The following is an 18616-nucleotide window of genomic DNA, read 5'->3' as shown; positions in this document are numbered from 1 at the left end:
GGGTGCCTGAGGCGGACGTCCACCCAACGCACACATCTGAGCTGCGCAAACGGCCCGTCGCCGGTGGGTTATCCACAGGCGGCGGGCCGTCGACATGCCCAGCCGATAGTGTGGTCGCTCGTCCGAGACGCCTCGCCGCCACCAGCGGGCGCAGGAGTCCACCGCAGTCCATCGAACCGGGGCCCGTACCTCGATGTCCGTGCACAGCCACATGGCAGCCCAAGAGGCGGCTGCCACAGCGGGGTTTGACCCGACCCGCCCGCCCGAGTTCCCGCGTCATGTGGTGACCGCGGTCCTCGTCTCCCATGACGGTGCCCGCTGGCTGCCCGCCGCGCTCGCCGGGCTGCTCGGCCAGGAGCGCCCCGTCCAGTACGCGGTGGCGGCCGACACCGGCAGCGCGGACGACTCCGCCCAGCTGCTCACCGAGTCCCTCGGCGACGCAAACGTCCTGCACCTCGCCCGCCGCACCGGCTTCGGCCAGGCCGTCGAGGAGGCGGGCCGCACCGCGCCCGTCCTCACCCCGGACGACCTGCCGTACCTGAAGCGGCCCAGCGGCTGGGACCCGGTCACCCGCCAGTGGCGCGACGACGCCTACGACATGCCCGAGCTGCCGTACGGCGAACCGGTCCAGTGGCTGTGGCTGCTGCACGACGACTGCGCCCCGGAACCCGACGCCCTGGCCCAGCTGCTGCGGGTCGTCGACAACGAGATGGAGCTGGGCCGCGACGACGTGGCGGTCGTCGGCCCCAAGCTGCGCGGCTGGTACGACCGCAGGCAGCTCCTGGAGGTCGGCGTCACCATCGCCGACTCCGGGCGCCGCTGGACCGGCCTGGACCGCCGTGAGCAGGACCAGGGCCAGCACGACCACGTGCGGCCCGTGCTCTCCGTCTCCACCGCCGGCATGCTGATCCGCCGCGACGTCTTCGAGGAGCTCGGCGGCTTCGACCGCCGGCTGCCCCTGATGCGCGACGACGTCGACCTGTGCTGGCGCGCGCACAACGCGGGACACCGTGTCCTGGTCGCCCCCGAGGCCGTCGTACGGCATGCCGAGGCCGCCTCCCGCGAGCGCCGCGCCGTCGACTGCGCCGGCCGCACCACCGCCTCCCCGCACAAGGTCGACAAGGCCGGCGCGATCTACACCCTGCTGGTCAACGCCCGCACGGCCGCGCTGCCCTGGATCCTGTTCCGCCTGATCCTCGGCACCCTGCTGCGCACGGTCGCCTACCTCGTCGGCAAGGTGCCGGGACAGGCACTCGACGAGATCCGCGGTCTGCTGGGCACCCTGCTGCGGCCCGAGCGGATCATCGCCGGGCGGCGCAGGCGCGGCCGCTCCCAGCTCGACAAGGGCGAGCTGCGCCCCCTGTTCCCGCCGCCCGGCGCCACCGTCCGGGCCACCTTCGAGCAGGTCGCGGGCAACCTCTTCGGCGGCGACGACGAGATCTCCGCGGCCGGCCGGCACGGCGGCGCGGTCGAGTCCGGGCCCGGCGGCGACGACGCCGACTTCCTGGAGATCGAGCAGTTCGCCCGCCTCAAGCGCATCGCCCGCAAGCCGGGCCCGGTGCTCTTCCTGGTGCTGCTGCTGATCTCGCTTGCCGCCTGCCGCGCCCTGCTCGGCTCCGGCGCGCTCGCGGGCGGCGCCCTGCTGCCCGCCCCGGGCACCGCGAGCGAGCTGTGGTCGCGCTACCTGGACGCCTGGCACGCGGTCGGCGCCGGCGGCACCCCGGCCGCACCGCCGTACCTCGCGATCATCGCCGCGCTGGCCTCCCTGCTGTTCGGCTCGACCGGGCTCGCGGTCACCGTGCTGCTGGTCGCCTCGGTGCCGCTGGCCGGGTTCACCGCCTACTTCGCCTCCCGCCCGCTGGTCACCTCGCGTCTGCTGCGCGCCTGGGCGGCCATCGCCTACGCCTTCCTGCCCGCCGCCACCGGCGCCCTCGCGGGCGGCCGCATCGGCACCGCCGTCCTCGCGATCCTGCTGCCGCTGATCGCCCGCGCGGGCATCGCGGCCAGCGGCCTCGCGAACTCCTCGGGAGCGCGCGGAAGCTGGCGCGCCACCTGGGCGTACGCACTGCTGCTGACCGTCACCACCGCGTTCACGCCGATCGTGTGGCCGGTCGCCCTGGTCCTCGGCATCGCCGTCCTGGCCGTGCGCCGAGCCGACCTGGTCGCCTCCGGCCTGCGCCTGCTGGTCCAGCTCGGCACCCCGCTGCTGGTCCTCGCGCCCTGGTCGCTGACCCTGCTGCCGTTCGGCTTCTTCAAGGAGGCCGGGCTGGAGTACGGCTCCTCGGCCGCCTCCGCCCTCGACCTGCTCGGCGCCAGCCCGGGCGGCCCCGGCACGGTCGACGGGCTGATGCTCGTCGGCGTCGTCCTGGCCGCGCTCGCCGCCCTGCTGCGCTCCGAGCGCCAGTCGGCGATCCGCAGCGCCTGGGCGGTCGCCCTGGTCGGCCTGGTCTTCGCGGTCCTGTCCAACAAGTCCACCTGGGCCGGCCCCGCGACCCTCGTCTACGGCATCGCGATCCTGTCCGCCGCCGCGCTCGGCGCCGACGGCGCACGCTCGCGTGTCGCCGAGCAGAGCTTCGGCTGGCGCCAGCCGGTGGCCGCCCTGATCGCCTTCGCCTCCGCCGCCGGCCCGCTGCTGCTCGCCGCCGGCTGGATGATCGCGGGCGCCGACGGCCCGGTCGAGCGGCGCGACCCCGCCCAGGTGCCCGCCTTCGTCGCCGAGGACAGCACCACCACCGACCAGGTCCGCACCCTCGTCCTCGACGGCGACAGCACCGCGCGCGTGTCCTACATGCTGGTGCGCGGCTCCGGCGCCCGCATGGGAGACGCCGAGGTGGCCGCCGCCGACGGCGAGAACGCCACGCTCGACAAGGTCGTCGCCAACCTGGTCGCCGGCTCCGGCGCCGACCAGGCCGACCAGCTCGGCGGGTTCGCCGTGCGCTACGTCCTCGTCCACAAGGGCACGCCGCGCGACATCACACGCGTGCTCGACGCCACGCCCGGCCTGTCCCGGCTCAGCCAGCAGAACGGCGGCGCCCTGTGGCGCGTCGACCAGCAGGTCTCCCGGGCGGCCATCGTGTCGGCGAACGGCTCCGGCACGTCCGACTCGGTGCCCGCCGGACCCGTCGAGATCCACACCACCGTCCCGACCGGCGCCGACGGCCGCATCCTGCGCCTGGCCGACTCGGCCTCCCCGGGCTGGACGGCCACCCTGGACGGCAAGCCGCTCACCCGCACCACCGTCGACGGCTGGGCCCAGGGCTTCCAGCTCCCCTCCTCCGGCGGAAAGCTGGACATCACCTACGACACGCCGTTCACCCACACCGCCTGGCTGTGGGCGCAGGGCGCGCTCGCCGTCGTCCTGGTCGTCCTCGCCCTGCCCGGCCGCCGCCGCGACGTCGACGACGACCTCCCCGAGGAGCAGCCGATCCCCGCCCAGGCCGCCGAGGGCGAGGGCCGCCGCGCCCGCCGCCTGCGCGCCCAGGCGGAGGCCGAGGAGGAGTCCCAGGGGTCCCCGGAGACCCCGGAGGACACCGACTTCCCGTCGGCGGCTCCGGAGGAGGAGACCCCGGCCGCGGTCCCGCACCAGCAGTCGTACGACGAATGGGACCCCGCCTCCTACCCGGCGGCCGACGGCTACGACGCCGGCTACGGCGACCAGTACCAGGGCGCCGACACCGGCCAGTACCAGACCGGCGGCTACGACCAGCGGACGTACGACCCCTACCAGACCGGCCAGTACGACCCGTACGCCTACGGCGGGCAGCAGGGGCAGGGGGCGTACGACCCGACATACCAGCAGGGCTACGACCCCGCCTATGACCCGGCCGCCCAGCACCCCCACGGCACCGGCGGCGAGCACCACGACGGGAGCCAGCAGTGAACCGCACCACCCTGTCCCTGCTCGCCGGCACGGCCGCCCTCGCGGCGGTCACCGGGTTCGCCGCGCTCGACCCGCCGGCCACCACGCCCGCGCACACCGCCGAGGCGGCCGCCCAGCTGCCCGTGGAGCGCACCACACTGCTGTGCCCGGCGCCCAGCCTGTCCGACATCGCCGACACCTCGTACACGTCGTTCACGCCCGTCACCAAGGGCACCACGAGCGACGGCAAGGCCGAACTCCAGGCCGCTTCCGAGCAGTCGGCGGACGGCACGGGCGGCGGCAAGAAGAAGGCCGGCAAGCCCGTCCTCACCCCCAAGACACCCGGCACCCCGGCCACCGGGGACACCTCCGGCGCCGACGGGCCCGCCTACGTCGGCACCGCCGAGGGCAAGTACGCCCCCGGCTGGGCGGTCCAGGAGACCACCGAGGTCGCCGCCGGCACCGGGCGCGGCCTCCAGGGGGTCAACTGCACGGCGGCCGACACCGACTTCTGGTTCCCCGGCGCCAGCACCGCCGCGAGCCGCACCGACTACGTGCACCTCACCAACCCCGACGACGGCGCCGCCGTGGTCGACATCGAGCTGTACGGCAAGGACGGCCAGCTCAAGTCCTCGGTGGGGGAGGGCATCACGGTCCAGCCGCACGCCAGTGAGCCGGTCCTGCTGTCCACGCTCACCGACGAGCGGCAGACCGACCTGACCGTGCACGTGAACGTGCGCAGCGGCCGGGTCGGCGCGAGTGTGCAGGCACTGGACGACAAGTCGGGCGGCGACTGGCTGGCCGCCTCCACCGACCCGTCCGGCAGCCTGGTGCTGCCCGGCATCCCCAAGGACGCCACCGACGTCCGGCTGATCGCCTTCACCACCGGCGACAGCGACGCGGACCTGAAGGTGCGCCTCGCCTCCCCGGACGGCACGATCACCCCGGCCGGCAACGAGACGCTGCACGTGAAGTCGGGCATGACCACCGCGACCGACCTCGGCGACGTCACGCGCGGCGAGGCGGGCTCGCTGATCCTCACGCCCGCCGACCAGTCCGTCCCGGTCGTGGCCGCCCTGCGCGTCACCCGCGGCAAGGGCGGCAACCAGGAGACCGCTTACATCCCGGCGACCGCGCCGGTCGGCACGCGCGCGACGTCCGCCGACAACAGCGGCAAGGGCACCACCCTCTCCCTGACCGCGCCCACCGCGACCGCCCAGGTCAAGGTCACGGCGTCGGCGGGCAGCGGCGGCGGCACGGCGGTGTCCAAGACGTTCACCATCAAGTCCGGCACCACCCAGAACGTCGACGCCCCGGTCCCGTCCGGTCTGAAGGGCACCTACGCCCTGACCGTGGAGACGGTCTCCGGCGGCCCGGTCTACGGCGCCCGCACCCTGGCGGCCACCGAGGAGGGCGTCCCGGGCTTCACGATCCAGACCCTCCCGGACGACCGCGGCACGGTGGCCGTACCGGAGGCGGACCAGGACGTGTCGGTGCTGCAGAAGTAGCCGCGCGACGAGAGGCGCGGGGTCGCCGGGGGCTCAGTCCTCGCCGTACCGGGGATCGACCGTCTCCGGGGTGAGGCCGAGCAGCTCGGCGACCTGCTCCACGACGACCTCGTGCACCAGCGCGGCCCGCTCGTCGCGCCCCTTGGTGCGGATCTCGACCGGCCGCCGGTAGACGACCACTCGCGCCCGGCGTCCCTCGCGCGCGGGAATGACGCCGCCCAGCGGCACCGCCTCGTCGTCCCAGCTGTCACCGTGCCGGTCCTGGAGCCGGGGCACCTCGAGGACCAGGAAATCGATGTCGGCGAGCTGCGGCCAGCGCCGCTCCAGGCGCTCCACGGAGTCCTGCACCAGGTCCGCGAACACGTCGGCGCGGCTCGCGGCCAGCGGCACCTGAGGTGGCGCGATCGGCCCGCGCATGCCCCGGCCGTGGCGATCGCGACGACGAGGCCCGGGGTCGGCGGCACGGGGCGGTACACGGTTGTCCATCACTGGTGAAGCGTAGTCCTCGCGGGCTCCGGCCGTGCCGCTCCACGTACCGACACCGTCCGGGACGGCATGTCGCAGGATGACCATTCCGGCCAAGGTTGGGCTCGTTTCCGTATCTCCACCAGACCGGCGAGCTCAAGGCAGTTGACGGTGTTTGTACCGACTCGTGACCGGATGCGGTGGCGGCCATGACCCCGGACGACCCCTTCCGTGCAGGTCAGCGGGGCGTGTCCGGAGGGGTGTGTGGGGCGTTTCACAGTACGACACGGTGGAGTGACCTGGGGGAGAGTCGTCGCGGCCCGCTCAAGAGTGCGGTACCGTCCAACGTCGTGAGCCCTGTACGTCGCTGTTCGCGAACCGCCTGCGGCCGACCCGCCGTCGCGACGCTGACGTACGTCTACGCCGACTCGACCGCGGTCCTCGGCCCGCTCGCCACCTACGCCGAACCCCACTGTTACGACCTGTGCGCCGAGCATTCCGAGCGCCTCACCGCCCCGCGCGGCTGGGAGGTCGTCCGGCTCCTCGACGGCTCCGCTCCCGCGCGTCCGAGCGGGGACGACCTGGAAGCCCTTGCGAACGCGGTGCGCGAGGCGGCCCGTCCCCAGGAGCGGGCGGCCGGAGCGGGCGGCGGCGGCCGCGGCGCGGACCCGATGGAGGTCGCGCGACGCGGCCATCTGCGGGTGCTGCGATCACCGGACAACTGACGTCTCCCCGGGCCTTCCCCCGCGCGTCGTTGCATTCCACTGTTTTCCATACGAGCGCATTCCGTGGTGCACGCCGTCCTGTGTCGCTCGTTCGGGCGACTTTCCGACGATCGGCGCATCCAGGCCGTCGTGATCGCCTTCTGCTTCGGCGCGATGGGCACCCCGGTGGTGACGCTCGCTCAGATCACCGGCCTGCCGCCGGACTCGGCCGCCTCCGCCATCGGCCGCCAGCCCTTGCTCCTCGCCCTGGTGGCGCCGCTGGCGCCGGTCGGCGTAAGTCTCTTCACCTGGCCGATCGTCTCCAGGGGCGGCACGCTGGTCCCGTTGGCCGGCATCGCCACGGTGGCCGTCCTGCGCGTGCACGCGCGCGTGGCGCTCGCTGAATGGGCGACCGCCGTACGGGAGTTGCGGTTCGCGATCCTCGCCGTGACGTCCGTCCTCGCCCTCGCCCGCGTCATGAACATCTCCGGACAGCCCGCGACGATCGGCCACTTCGCGTCGGAGTCCAGAACGGGGCGCGCCTTCCCGCCGCCGGCCCCCGGCTGGTTCGGGGTCGCCGTCTCCGGCTCCGACACCTCGGCCGGCCCGCGCTTCGGAGCCCTCCAGGTGAGCGTCGCCCACGAGCCGGGCCTCTCCCCGCAACTCCCGGCGACCGCCAACAGCTCCGGCGGCGCGCTCGTCAAGACGGTCTCCCCGCAGAACTGTGCTCGCCCTGAGGACCCACCGCGGCGCTCGCCTTCAGGACCCGCCCCGGTGCTTGACGGCGGCGCTCGCCCGTGGCGCGGCGACCAATGGTCGCCTACAGCCAACCGTGACCGACTCCGATCCACTCCGATCCACTCCGACCCACTCCGACCGAGCGCGACCGGATCGCCGCAGATCACAGCCAGGCGTCCGCCGGGTATCCGCTGGGGGATCCCGCGTCGGCCTCTCACCCGGAACAGGTAGTTTGGGGCGACCGAGAGGATTTCAGGAGGGTTGGCCAGTGGCTGTTGCTGATCTGTCGCAGATCGTGAAGGCGTACGACGTGCGCGGGGTGGTTCCGGACCAGTGGGACGAGGCGCTCGCCGAGCTGTTCGGCGCCGCGTTCGTCCAGGTGACCGGTGCCGCCGCGATCGTCGTCGGCCACGACATGCGGCCCTCCTCGCCCGGTCTGTCCCGCGCCTTCGCGCGCGGTGCGGCGGCCCGGGGCGTCGATGTCACCGAGATCGGCCTGTGCTCGACCGACCAGCTGTACTACGCCTCGGGCGCCCTCGGCCTGCCCGGCGCGATGTTCACGGCCTCGCACAACCCGGCGCAGTACAACGGCATCAAGATGTGCCGCGCGGGAGCCGCGCCGGTGGGGCAGGACACGGGCCTGACGGAGATCCGGGAGCTGGCCGAACGCTGGTTGCAGGAGGGCGCCCCCGAGCCGGCCGCCTCGCCGGGAACGATCACCACCCGGGAGACGTTGTCGGATTACGCGGCCTACCTGTGCTCGCTCGTGGACCTGACCTCCATCCGTCCGCTGAAGGTCGTGGTCGACGCGGGCAACGGGATGGGCGGGCACACGGTCCCGACGGTCTTCGAGGGCCTGCCGCTGACCCTGGTCCCGATGTACTTCGAGCTGGACGGCACCTTCCCGAACCACGAGGCCAACCCCCTCGATCCCGCCAACATCGTGGACCTCCAGGAGCGCGTGCGCGCCGAGTCCGCCGACCTCGGCCTGGCCTTCGACGGCGACGCGGACCGCTGTTTCGTCGTGGACGAGCGCGGCGAGCCGGTCTCCCCGTCGGCGATCACTGCCCTGGTGGCCGCACGCGAGCTGGCGAAGAACGGCGGCAAGGGCACGGTCATCCACAACCTGATCACGTCCTGGACCGTCCCCGAAGTGGTCCGGGAGAACGGCGGCACCCCCGTCCGCACGCGTGTCGGCCACTCCTTCATCAAGGCCGAGATGGCGAGGTCAGGCGCGATCTTCGGCGGCGAGCACTCGGCCCACTACTACTTCAAGGACTTCTGGAACGCCGACACGGGCATGCTGGCGGCCCTGCACGTCCTCGCCGCCCTCGGCGGCCAGTCCGGCCCGCTGTCCTCCCTCGTCGCCCAGTACGACCGCTACACCGGCTCCGGTGAGATCAACTCCACGGTCGCCGACCAGCAGGCCAGCCTCGCGGAGATCCGCGCGGCCTACGGCGACCGCGACGACGTCACCCTGGACGACCTCGACGGCCTCACCGTCACCGCCGCCGACTGGTGGTTCAACGTCCGCCCCTCCAACACGGAGCCGCTGCTCCGCCTGAACGCGGAGGCAAGGGACGAGGCGACGATGACGAAGATCCGGGACGAGGTACTGGCGATCATCAGGGCGTGACCCCAGCTCCCCGACCGCGTCACCCACCGACAAGCCGCCTCGCCCCGCACGCCCGGCACCTCTCAGCCGACCGAGTCACCCCGCACCCCGGGCACCTGTCGGTCGGCCGAGTCGCCTCGCACCCCGGGCACCTCTCAGCCGACCGAGTCGCCCGCATTGTCCTCGCTTTTCAACCGGCCGAATCGCTCCGTACGCAGGGTGCTTCTCGGCCGGTCGAGCCGCCCGCCGCCTCCTCGCTTTTCAACCGACCGAGTCGCCCCCCGTCCTCGCTTTTCAACCGATCGAGTCACCCCGTACCCCGGGCGTTTCTCAGCCGGCCGAGTCACCTCGCCCCGCCCTCGCCTTTCGACCCACCGAGTCGGGTGGTGGGTGGGCGAAGGTCTCGGGGGTCCAGGGGGCGGAGCCCCCTGGGCGGTCACTCCGGCGGGCGGTCACCTGTCACCGGCGGCCAGCCCAACCCACCCCACCGGCGGTAACCTGACCGCACGCGAACATCCACCCCCGAAGGGAAACCCCATGCCGCTCGAAGCCGGCCTCCTGGAGATCCTCGCCTGCCCGGCCTGCCACGCCACCCTCAAGGAGCAGGACGCCGAGCTGATCTGCACCGGTCAGGACTGCGGCCTGGCGTACCCCGTCCGCGACGACATCCCCGTCCTCCTCGTCGACGAGGCCCGCCGCCCGGCGTAAGCAGCAGGCCCGACAATCGCAGAACACCAGAACACCAGGACCCCGGCACCGGGAGGCCGCTCCATGCTCGACGAATCGCTGCTCGACACCCCGGAGGGCCTCGCCGAGGCCGACCGCCGAGGTCTGCTGCGCGGCGCAGCCGAGGCCGGCGCCCGCGTCCGTACGGCCGCCCGGCACGCCACCGAGGCCGGCGTCCGGGAGCTGAAGCCGGACGGCCGCCCGCGTGCCGTACTGATCGCCGGCCCCGGCGTCGCCGCCACCCACGCCGCCGACCTCCTCGGCTCGCTGGCCGGCCCCGGCAGCCCCGTCACCCGCCTGGCCCCCACCGGCGTCGCCCCGGCCGCCGGCGCCCTGCGCTGGGAGCTCCCCGGCTGGGCCGGCTCCGTCGACCTCCTGCTCATCGCCACCCCGGACGGCACCGAACCCAGCCTCTCCCTCCTCGCCGACCAGGCCTACCGGCGCGGCTGCTCGGTCGCCGCCGTGGCCCCCGCCGGCACCCCGCTCGCCGAGGCGGTGGCCGGCGCCCACGGCCTGTTCATGCCGATGGCGACGGCCCCGTACGACCACGGTGAGCCGCTCGCCGGCTCCTCCCCGGGCGTCCTGTGGGCGCTGCTCACCCCGCTGCTCGCCCTCCTCGACCGGATCGGTCTGGTCATCGCCCCGCCTGATGACCTGGAGAAGGTCGCCGACCGCCTCGACCGCATCGCCGAGCGCTGCGGCCCGGCCATCGTGACCTACAGCAACCCGGCCAAGACCCTCGCCTCGGAACTCGCCGACGCGCTCCCCGTGGTCTGGACGGAGGGCGACTCGGCAGGCCCGGCCGGCCGCCGCTTCGCCGCCGCCCTCGCCGAACTGGCCGGCCGCCCCGCCCTGGTCGCCGAACTGCCCGAGGCCCTGGCGGCCCACACCGCCCTGCTCGCCGGGCCGCTCGCCGCCAACGCGGACCCCGACGACTTCTTCCGCGACCGGGTGGACGAGGCGCCCGCGCTGCACGCGCGCGTGGTGCTGCTCCGCGACCGCCCCATCGGCGGCCTCACCGCCGCACCCGCCGCCCGCGACCTCGCCCTCGGCCACGACACCCCGATCAGCGAGCTGGAGCCCGAGGCCGGCGACGCGCTGGAGACCCTGGCGGAACTGATCGCCGTCACGGATTTCGCCGCCGTTTACCTGGCGCTCGCTTCGGGGGCCTGAGGTGGACACCGACACCGGCCCCGCCGCCCGAAGGACGACCTGAGGGCCGTACCGAAGGCGAACCGGTAGGGGAACACGAGGTGAACACCGCCGCCCGGTGGGGGCCCGCCGCCCTGTGCCCCTGCACGACCTTGTTCGCCCTAGCCCGCAGAGAACCGGCAGAGAGAAGTCATGGATCTCCTCGACAACACCATCCGCCCCTACGCCTGGGGTTCCCCGACCGCCATCCCGAAGCTGCTCGGGGTCGAGCCGAGCGGTGAGCCGCAGGCGGAGATGTGGATGGGCGCACACCCGGGCGCCCCCTCGCGCACCGCGCGCGGCACGCTCGTCGAGGTCATCGACGCGGACCCGAAGGCCGAACTGGGCGAGGCGGCCGTGGCCAGGTTCGGCCCCCGCCTGCCCTTCCTGCTCAAGATCCTCGCCGCCGGCGCCCCGCTCTCCCTCCAGGTGCACCCCAACCTGGAACAGGCCAGGGAGGGTTACGAGGACGAGGAGCAGCGCGGCATCCCGATCGACGCCCCGCACCGCAACTACAAGGACGCCAACCACAAGCCCGAACTGATCTGCGCTCTCACCGAGTTCGACGGCCTGTGCGGCTTCCGTGCCCCGGAGCAGACGGCCGAACTCCTCGACGGCCTCGGCGTGAACTCCCTCAAGCCGTACGTCGACCTGCTGCGCGCACACCCCGAGGACGCCGCCCTGCGCGAGGTCCTCACCGCGATCCTCAGCGCCGACCGCGAGGAGATGGCCCACACGGTCGCCGAGGCCACGGCCGCCTGCACCCGCCTCGGCGGCGACTACCTGCCCTACGCCGACATCGCCCACCACTACCCCGGCGACCCCGGCGTGATCGCGGCCATGCTCCTCAACCACGTGCGCCTGCAGCCCGGCGAAGCCCTCTTCCTCGGCGCCGGCATCCCGCACGCCTACCTCAACGGCCTCGGCGTCGAGATCATGGCCAACTCCGACAACGTCCTGCGCTGCGGTCTGACCCCCAAGCACGTCGACGTCCCCGAACTCCTGCGCGTCGTCCGCTTCGAGGCGGGTGACGCGGGCGTGCTGCGCCCCGAAGCCGCCCCGGACGGCGAGGAGGTCTACGAGACACCGATCGACGAGTTCCGCCTCTCCCGGTACGTCCTTCCCGAGGGGACCACCGCCCACGACCTCACCCTGCCGACCCCGCAGATCCTGCTCTGCACGGCCGGCACGGTCCGCGTCGGCGAGTACGACCTGGCCCCCGGCCGGTCGGTGTTCGTCCCGGCGAGTGAGAAGGCGGAGGTGTCGGGCGCGGGCACGGTCTTCCGTGCCACGGTGATCGTCTGAGATGACCGTGCTTCTCACCAGGTCCACGCGCGGGGTCTGATTGTCGTACCGGGAGTGTGGATACCTGACGCGCCGCTCCCGGACAGGGCTGCAAGAATGGCCCACCGGCAAAGCACGGGCAAAGACGAGTACCGGCGAAGACGAGAACGAGAAGGGACAACGCGAACACATGAGCGCGTCAGGCGGCACCAGGGCGATCGTGGCGGCACTCGGTGCCAACCTCGCGATCGCGGTATCGAAGTTCGTGGCGTTCGCCTTCAGCGGCTCCTCGTCGATGCTCGCCGAGGGCGTCCACTCGCTCGCCGACTCCGGCAACCAGTTCCTGCTGCTCATCGGCGGCAAGAAGGCCCAGCGCGAGGCGACCCCGCAACACCCCTTCGGCTACGGCCGCGAGCGGTACATCTACGCCTTCCTCGTCTCCATCGTGCTCTTCTCGGTCGGTGGCATGTTCGCCATCTACGAGGGCTATGAGAAGATCAACCACCCCCACCAAGTGGAGCACTGGTACTGGCCGGTGGGCGTTCTCCTCTTCGCGATCATCGCCGAGGGCTTCTCCTTCAGGACGGCCATCAAGGAGTCCAACGAACTGCGCGGCAAGCTGTCCTGGTCGCAGTTCATCCGCCGGGCCAAGGCCCCCGAGCTGCCGGTCGTCCTCCTTGAGGACTTCGGCGCACTCATCGGCCTCGTCCTCGCCCTCCTCGGCGTCGGCCTCGCCCTGCTCACCGGCGACGGCGTCTGGGACGGCATCGGCACGGTCTGCATCGGCGTCCTGCTCGTCCTGATCGCCCTCGTCCTGGCCGCCGAGACCAAGTCCCTCCTGCTCGGCGAGGCCGCGGGCGTCGAGGAGGTCAAGAAGATCGAGGCCGCGATCGTCGACGGCGACACGGTCACCGGCATCATCCACATGCGCACGCTCCACCTCGGCCCCGAGGAGCTCCTCGTCGCCGCCAAGATCGCCGTCCAGCACGACGACACGGCCGCCGAGGTCGCCAAGGCCATCAACGCCGCCGAGGCCCGCATCCGCACCGCGGTCCCCATCGCCCGCGTGATCTATCTGGAACCCGACATCTACAGCGAGGCAGAGGCCGCCAAGGGGCCCAACCCGGAAGCTACCCCGGGCGGTCCGAACCCCCACCCCGCCGACCACTGATCCCCCCTCCGCCCGACAGCACGGGCCCGCTCCCTCGGCTCGCCGGGAGCGGGCCCGTCGTCATCCGCAGCTCGGCCCTGCGCCCCCTGTGCGCGCAGGGCCGACCGGATCGATCAGGCCGATCTCCCGACACCTTCGTCACACGAAGCGGCGCCGCCCCCGGACACCCCCGCGCAACCGACCGGAACCCCCGATCCACCCGCCCCGGCACCCCCGGCGACCACCCCACCGCACCCCCGCCGACACCTTCGCCGACACGCTCACCCTCCTCGAACGGCGTGATCTGTTCGGAGGCGGACTGGGGACGGCCCGCTCCTCCGGTGTAGCTTGGGACGGAGCCAGACGTCGCTGCTGATGGCGGTCGGGCGGTCCCCTACGGACCGTCCGAGGGAGAGAGGGCCTCCGACGGACTGCGCTGCGCGTACGTGGGCATGCCTGTGTCCTCTTCTCGGGCACCCATGTGTCCGCCGCCGCGCAGACCAGCCGTACCCACCCTCGACCCAACCCGAGGAGCAGCTCGCAATGACGACTGTCGACAACCGACAGGACTTCAAGGTCGCCGACCTCTCCCTGGCCGATTTCGGCCGCAAGGAGATCACCCTCGCCGAGCACGAGATGCCCGGCCTGATGGCGATCCGCAAGGAGTACGCCGAGACCCAGCCGCTGGCCGGGGCCCGCGTGACCGGCTCCCTGCACATGACCGTGCAGACCGCCGTCCTGATCGAGACCCTGGTCGCCCTGGGCGCGCAGGTCCGCTGGGCGTCCTGCAACATCTTCTCCACCCAGGACCACGCGGCCGCCGCCATCGCCGTCGGCCCGAACGGCACGCCCGACAACCCGCAGGGCGTCCCGGTCTTCGCCTGGAAGGGCGAGACCCTGGAGGAGTACTGGTGGTGCACGGAGCAGGCGCTGACCTGGCCGGACAGCCCCACCGGCGGCCCCAACATGATTCTCGACGACGGCGGTGACGCCACCCTCCTCGTCCACAAGGGCGTCGAGTACGAGAAGGACGGCAAGGTCCCCGGCCTCGAGACCGCCGAGTCCGACGAGCACCGCGTCATCCTCGAACTCCTGCACCGCACCATCACGGACGGCTCGCAGAAGTGGACCCAGCTGGCCTCCGAGATCCGCGGCGTGACCGAGGAGACCACGACCGGCGTCCACCGCCTGTACGAGATGCAGCGCGACGGCGTCCTCCTGTTCCCGGCGATCAACGTCAACGACGCCGTCACGAAGTCGAAGTTCGACAACAAGTACGGCTGCCGCCACTCGCTGATCGACGGCATCAACCGCGCCACCGACGTCCTGATCGGCGGCAAGACCGCGGTCGTCTGCGGCTACGGCGACGTGGGCAAGGGCTGCGCGGAGTCCCTGCGCGGACAGGGCGCCCGCGTGATCGTCACCGAGATCGACCCGATCTGCGCCCTCCAGGCCGCGATGGACGGCTACCAGGTCACGACCCTCGACGAGGTCATCGACAAGGCCGACATTTTCGTCACCACGACGGGCAACAAGGACATCATCATGGCCTCGGACATGGCCAAGATGAAGCACCAGGCCATCGTCGGCAACATCGGCCACTTCGACAACGAGATCGACATGGCCGGCCTCGCCAAGGTCCCCGGCATCGTCAAGGACGAGGTCAAGCCGCAGGTCCACACCTGGACCTTCCCCGACGGCAAGGTGCTCATCGTCCTCTCCGAGGGCCGCCTGCTGAACCTGGGCAACGCCACCGGCCACCCCTCGTTCGTGATGTCCAACTCCTTCGCGGACCAGACCCTGGCCCAGATCGAGCTGTTCACCAAGCCCGACGAGTACCCGGTCGGCGTCTACACGCTGCCCAAGCACCTCGACGAGAAGGTCGCCCGCCTGCACCTGGACGCGCTCGGCGTGAAGCTGACGACGCTGCGCCCCGAGCAGGCCGCGTACATCGGCGTGGAGGTCGAGGGTCCGTACAAGTCGGACCACTACCGCTACTGAGCCCGGGTCCTGCCCACCGGGAAGCGCACCCGTGCACTGACGCGCTCTCCCGGTGGGCAGGTCCTCCGGTCCGCCGAGGCAGGCCCCCGCACCCCCGTGCCGGGGGCCTGCCCCTTTGGCCCTTCGACCGCCCGCGCGGCCGTACCGCGGGTCCGAGCGCCGGACCCACACCCCCGTCAAGCCCCAGGACCCCCATGCCCCGCGGCCGCTATTCGCTCCACGATCCGCACGATCACACCCCCCTCGGCGAAGAACACTTCCAGTGCGCCCCCGGCCCCTCCGGCTGGCGTTATGTCTCCCAAGTGACCACCCCCTCCGGTGACCACGGCGGCTCGGTCGATCTCACCCTCGACGACCTCGGCCGCCCCATCCGCCTCGAACTCCACGCCGGGGGCTGGCAGGTACGAGGCGCCGCCCTGGACGGCGTCACCTGGGTCCGCACGGACCCCACCGGCACCCATGCCACCGAAGGCAATGTGCGCGCCCACGCCTTCACCGGCACGTCCCCCGCGTTCCTGGTCGCCACCGCCCGTCTGCTGCGCCTCACCCCCTCCGCCGCCGCGACCCGCGTACGCCTGGTGGCCTTCACGGACCCGGTCCTCGCCCCCCGCACTGTGGACCAGTCCTGGGCCCTGCTGAAAAGAGAAACACACGCCACTGACAACGGCCCTCTGACCGTGGACGAATACCAGGTCACAGCCCTGGACACGGGCGAACAGCACTCCGTGCACCTCGCCGGCGACGTAGTCCTGGCAGCCCCCGGAATCGAGCTGGAGGACCTGCAGTCACCGCCGTCGGTCTTCAAGGACCCCGACGACTGAACAACGGGCCGACGGGCCGAACCACGCCTACGCCGGCGGCACGAACCCGGTGGCGGGCCGCTCGGCCGCCGCCGCAGGAAGAGCAACGGGGGCCGCCGGCGGTGGGGGGACAGGGGTAGGCACCGGGCCGGGGGTAGGCACAGAGCCGGGGCCAGGAGGCGTACTGGGTACCGAAGGCGCGTACGCGTCGGAGGCAGCGGAAGACGGAGGAGCATGGTCGGCGAAGGCCCGCCGGGCTTCGCGGGCCTGCCGCTCCTGCACCACCGCCGCCAGATAGGCGGCCGGTGGAATGTCCGGGGGCGCCGGAGTCCCCGTCCGGGTCGCGAGATCGCCCGCAAGCTGAACGGCCATCGCCCACGAGACCTGCGGATCGAGCTGCTGCATCCGCGTCAGGTACTGCCGGACCGCGAGCCACAGCCCGTCCGGAACGGCCGACAGGTCCAGCCCGGCGAACCGTCCCGCCAGCCAGGGCGGAGGCGGCGGAACGAAACGGGCCTGCCCGACGGGCACCCGCTCCCGCACGACCAGGGTCCCCGCGAACACATCCCCCAGCCGCCGCCCACGTGCCGAGACCAGAGAGGCGATACAGGCGACGACCCCGAACGTCACCAGAATCTCGACCACGCCGAGAGCGCCCCGCACCAGCGCATGCCGGAACCTGATGGGCCCGCCGTCATCCCGTACGACCCGCAGTCCGCACGCCATCTTCCCGAGCGACCGACCGTGGCTCAGCGTCTCCACCGCGATCGGCGCACCGACCAGCACCAGCAGGAACGCCGCGATCGCCAGGGCGATCTGCGCGGCGTCGTCGAGCGAGGCCGTGGCCGCCGCCAGCCCTATCGAAATGGCGATGTACACGGTGAAGGCCACGATCAGGTCGAGCAGGACGGCCAGCGCCCTGCTGGGCAGCCTCGCAGGACGCAGTTCGAGCGCCACCGCCTCGCCCGTCACCAGCTCACTCACGCCCGCCGCCTTCCCCTGGTCTGCCCTGTACAGCACAAGTCTGCCAAGCTGAGGACGCATCGCGCCGCAGTACGACAAGCTGACGGCTGCGACATTGCTACGACAGGCAGTCGACGACCAGCCGAGGAGCAGGCAGACCCGATGGACCTCGACGTCTTCGTCTCCGCACACCGAGCCGAGTGGGACCGTCTCGACGCGCTCCTCCGCCGCCAGCGGCGCCTCAACGGAGCCGAGGCCGACGAACTCGTCACGCTCTACCAGCGCACCGCGACCCATCTCTCCCTGATCCAGTCCAGCGCTCCCGATCCACAGCTGACCGGACGCCTCAGCCAACTCGTGGCACGCGCGCGCAGCGCGGTGACAGGCACCCGCCGCGCTTCCTGGCGCGACGTCGCCCGCTTCCTCGGACAGGCATTCCCGGCCGCCGTCTACCGCTCCCGCCACTGGTGGGTCCCGACCGCGCTCGTCTCCACTGCCGTCGCGATCCTTCTGGGCTGGTGGATCGGCACGCACCCGGACGTACAGTCGACCATCGCGGCCCCCAGCCAGCTCCGCGAGCTGACCCGCCCCGGCGGCGAGTACGAGACGTACTACTCCAGCCATCCCGCGGCTTCCTTCGCGGCCCAGGTGTGGACGAACAACGCCAGGGCCGCCGCGATGTGCCTGGTCCTGGGTGTCTTTCTCGGTCTTCCGGTCCTCTGGATCCTCTTCGAGAACATGCTCAACCTGGGCGTCGGCTTCGGCCTGATGTCCTCGGCCGGCCGCCTCGACACCTTCCTGGGTCTGGTCCTCCCGCACGGGCTGCTGGAACTCACCGCGGTCTTCGTGGCCGCGGGAACCGGACTCCGCCTCGGCTGGACTCTCATAGACCCCGGCCCGCGCAGTCGCCGTACGGCCCTGGCCGAAGAGGGCCGCGCCGCCGTGGGCATGGCGATAGGCCTGGCCCTGGTCCTGTTCGTCTCCGGCGCCATCGAAGGCTTCGTCACCCCGTCCGGCCTGCCGACCTGGGCGCGCATAGGCATCGGAGTAGTGGCTGAGCTGGCCTTCCTGGCCTACGTCTTTGTCGTGGGGGGCCGTGCCGCTCGCGCCGGCGAGACGGGTGACCTCGAGGAGACCGAGCGCAGCGCGTTCGTCCCAACGGCCGCCTGATGTGCGGAGACCTCCCGTGAGCTGCTAGTGTCCTCCTCGTCCCGGAAGACCCGTTGACACGGGTTGGATGGGGAGGTAGATTCAAACAGTTGCCTAGAACTGGACAGGTTCAGGGCTGATCGTTAGAATCGATCTGCTTCATAACGGAGAGTTCTCTCCGAACATCGAAGCCACCCTCCGATTTACTCAGAAATGAGTGGCCGGTCAGACCGGCCAAGAACTTCTGATAAAGTCGGAATCGCCGAAAGAGAGCCGAAAGGCAATCGAAAAGGCAAAGGCCCTCCAACGGCCACCGGAAATGAATTCCGACCGGAAACGGAACGGAAAACGGATCTGGTAAGGTTGGAAACACCGAAGGGAAGCCCGGAGGAAAGCCCGAGAGGGTGAGTACAAAGGAAGCGACCGTTCCTTGAGAACTCAACAGCGTGCCAAAAGTCAACGC

14 protein-coding genes and 1 pseudogene are annotated in these 18616 nt (G+C 72.0%); 12 read left to right on the top strand and 3 right to left on the bottom strand.

The features are described from left to right. Window positions 1–193: 193 nt before the first annotated feature. Window positions 194–3880, top strand: coding sequence for a glycosyltransferase (locus ACFWPS_RS31985; protein ID WP_383711271.1), 3687 nt, complete (start codon window positions 194–196; stop codon window positions 3878–3880). Then, complete coding sequence (locus tag ACFWPS_RS31980; protein ID WP_383711268.1) at window positions 3877–5367, top strand: DUF5719 family protein; 1491 nt, start codon at window positions 3877–3879, stop codon at window positions 5365–5367. Before ACFWPS_RS31985 ends, ACFWPS_RS31980 begins: the two co-directional genes overlap by 4 nt. Window positions 5368–5400: 33 nt before the next feature. Here the strand turns inward: ACFWPS_RS31980 and ACFWPS_RS31975 are convergent, their stop codons facing one another. Further along, window positions 5401–5853 carry a metallopeptidase family protein gene (locus tag ACFWPS_RS31975; RefSeq protein ID WP_383711393.1) on the bottom strand — a complete coding sequence of 151 codons (453 nt, stop codon included), beginning with the start codon at window positions 5851–5853 and terminating at the stop codon, window positions 5401–5403. Between the two features lie 278 nt (window positions 5854–6131). On the opposite strand from ACFWPS_RS31975, the gene ACFWPS_RS31970 reads away from it, so the two are divergent. The 9 genes and pseudogenes from ACFWPS_RS31970 (at window position 6132) to ACFWPS_RS31930 (ending at window position 16062) form a co-directional block, all read left to right on the top strand. After that, window positions 6132–6557 (top strand): DUF3499 domain-containing protein, encoded by a 426-nt coding sequence (locus ACFWPS_RS31970; protein ID WP_093748783.1) that lies wholly within the window; start codon window positions 6132–6134, stop codon window positions 6555–6557. Window positions 6558–6632: 75 nt separating this feature from the next. Continuing rightward, window positions 6633–7259 (top strand): annotated as a pseudogene (locus ACFWPS_RS31965) (L-lactate permease); the annotation flags it as partial. Window positions 7260–7542: 283 nt separating this feature from the next. After that, window positions 7543–8910: a phosphomannomutase/phosphoglucomutase gene (locus ACFWPS_RS31960; protein ID WP_383711265.1), complete on the top strand. Its 1368-nt coding sequence runs from the start codon at window positions 7543–7545 to the stop codon at window positions 8908–8910. Between the two features lie 516 nt (window positions 8911–9426). Further along, on the top strand, window positions 9427–9597 hold the full coding sequence (locus tag ACFWPS_RS31955) for a Trm112 family protein (RefSeq protein ID WP_089102354.1): 171 nt from the start codon (window positions 9427–9429) through the stop codon (window positions 9595–9597). 63 nt (window positions 9598–9660) lie between these two features. Further along, window positions 9661–10788 (top strand): SIS domain-containing protein, encoded by a 1128-nt coding sequence (locus tag ACFWPS_RS31950; RefSeq protein ID WP_383711262.1) that lies wholly within the window; start codon window positions 9661–9663, stop codon window positions 10786–10788. A gap of 171 nt (window positions 10789–10959) precedes the next feature. After that, complete coding sequence (gene manA / locus ACFWPS_RS31945; RefSeq protein ID WP_383711260.1) at window positions 10960–12111, top strand: mannose-6-phosphate isomerase, class I; 1152 nt, start codon at window positions 10960–10962, stop codon at window positions 12109–12111. Between the two features lie 169 nt (window positions 12112–12280). Beyond that, on the top strand, window positions 12281–13261 hold the full coding sequence (locus ACFWPS_RS31940) for a cation diffusion facilitator family transporter (protein WP_383711257.1): 981 nt from the start codon (window positions 12281–12283) through the stop codon (window positions 13259–13261). 522 nt (window positions 13262–13783) lie between these two features. Then, on the top strand, window positions 13784–15241 hold the full coding sequence (gene ahcY, locus ACFWPS_RS31935; protein ID WP_383711255.1) for an adenosylhomocysteinase: 1458 nt from the start codon (window positions 13784–13786) through the stop codon (window positions 15239–15241). A gap of 194 nt (window positions 15242–15435) precedes the next feature. Next, on the top strand, window positions 15436–16062 hold the full coding sequence (locus ACFWPS_RS31930; RefSeq protein WP_383711253.1) for a hypothetical protein: 627 nt from the start codon (window positions 15436–15438) through the stop codon (window positions 16060–16062). Between the two features lie 27 nt (window positions 16063–16089). Here the strand turns inward: ACFWPS_RS31930 and ACFWPS_RS31925 are convergent, their stop codons facing one another. Further along, window positions 16090–17025: an RDD family protein gene (locus tag ACFWPS_RS31925; RefSeq protein ID WP_383711250.1), complete on the bottom strand. Its 936-nt coding sequence runs from the start codon at window positions 17023–17025 to the stop codon at window positions 16090–16092. A 141-nt stretch (window positions 17026–17166) separates the two neighbouring features. Here ACFWPS_RS31925 and ACFWPS_RS31920 point away from each other — a divergent pair, with 141 nt between their 5' ends. After that, complete coding sequence (locus ACFWPS_RS31920; protein WP_383711247.1) at window positions 17167–18174, top strand: stage II sporulation protein M; 1008 nt, start codon at window positions 17167–17169, stop codon at window positions 18172–18174. Window positions 18175–18283: 109 nt separating this feature from the next. Here ACFWPS_RS31920 and ACFWPS_RS31915 read toward each other — a convergent pair. After that, the coding region (locus ACFWPS_RS31915; RefSeq protein WP_383711245.1) for a hypothetical protein at window positions 18284–18616 on the bottom strand (333 nt) is incomplete at its 5' end.

This window comes from Streptomyces sp. NPDC058457 (assembly GCF_042720695.1).
In the GTDB taxonomy this organism is placed as follows: domain Bacteria; phylum Actinomycetota; class Actinomycetes; order Streptomycetales; family Streptomycetaceae; genus Streptomyces.
This window is presented reverse-complemented; position numbering and strand designations above follow the sequence as displayed.

Excerpts from the sequence above, each read along its gene's own strand:
- ACFWPS_RS31950 (WP_383711262.1), top strand. The coding sequence starts at position 9,661 with ATGCTCGACGAATCGCTGCTCGACACCCCGGAGGGCCTCGCCGAGGCC.
- manA (WP_383711260.1), top strand. The coding sequence starts at position 10,960 with ATGGATCTCCTCGACAACACCATCCGCCCCTACGCCTGGGGTTCCCCG.
- ACFWPS_RS31975 (WP_383711393.1), bottom strand. The coding sequence starts at position 5,853 with ATGGACAACCGTGTACCGCCCCGTGCCGCCGACCCCGGGCCTCGTCGT.
- ACFWPS_RS31930 (WP_383711253.1), top strand. The coding sequence starts at position 15,436 with ATGCCCCGCGGCCGCTATTCGCTCCACGATCCGCACGATCACACCCCC.
- ahcY (WP_383711255.1), top strand. The coding sequence starts at position 13,784 with ATGACGACTGTCGACAACCGACAGGACTTCAAGGTCGCCGACCTCTCC.
- ACFWPS_RS31940 (WP_383711257.1), top strand. The coding sequence starts at position 12,281 with ATGAGCGCGTCAGGCGGCACCAGGGCGATCGTGGCGGCACTCGGTGCC.
- ACFWPS_RS31985 (WP_383711271.1), top strand. The coding sequence starts at position 194 with ATGTCCGTGCACAGCCACATGGCAGCCCAAGAGGCGGCTGCCACAGCG.
- ACFWPS_RS31920 (WP_383711247.1), top strand. The coding sequence starts at position 17,167 with ATGGACCTCGACGTCTTCGTCTCCGCACACCGAGCCGAGTGGGACCGT.
- ACFWPS_RS31955 (WP_089102354.1), top strand. The coding sequence starts at position 9,427 with ATGCCGCTCGAAGCCGGCCTCCTGGAGATCCTCGCCTGCCCGGCCTGC.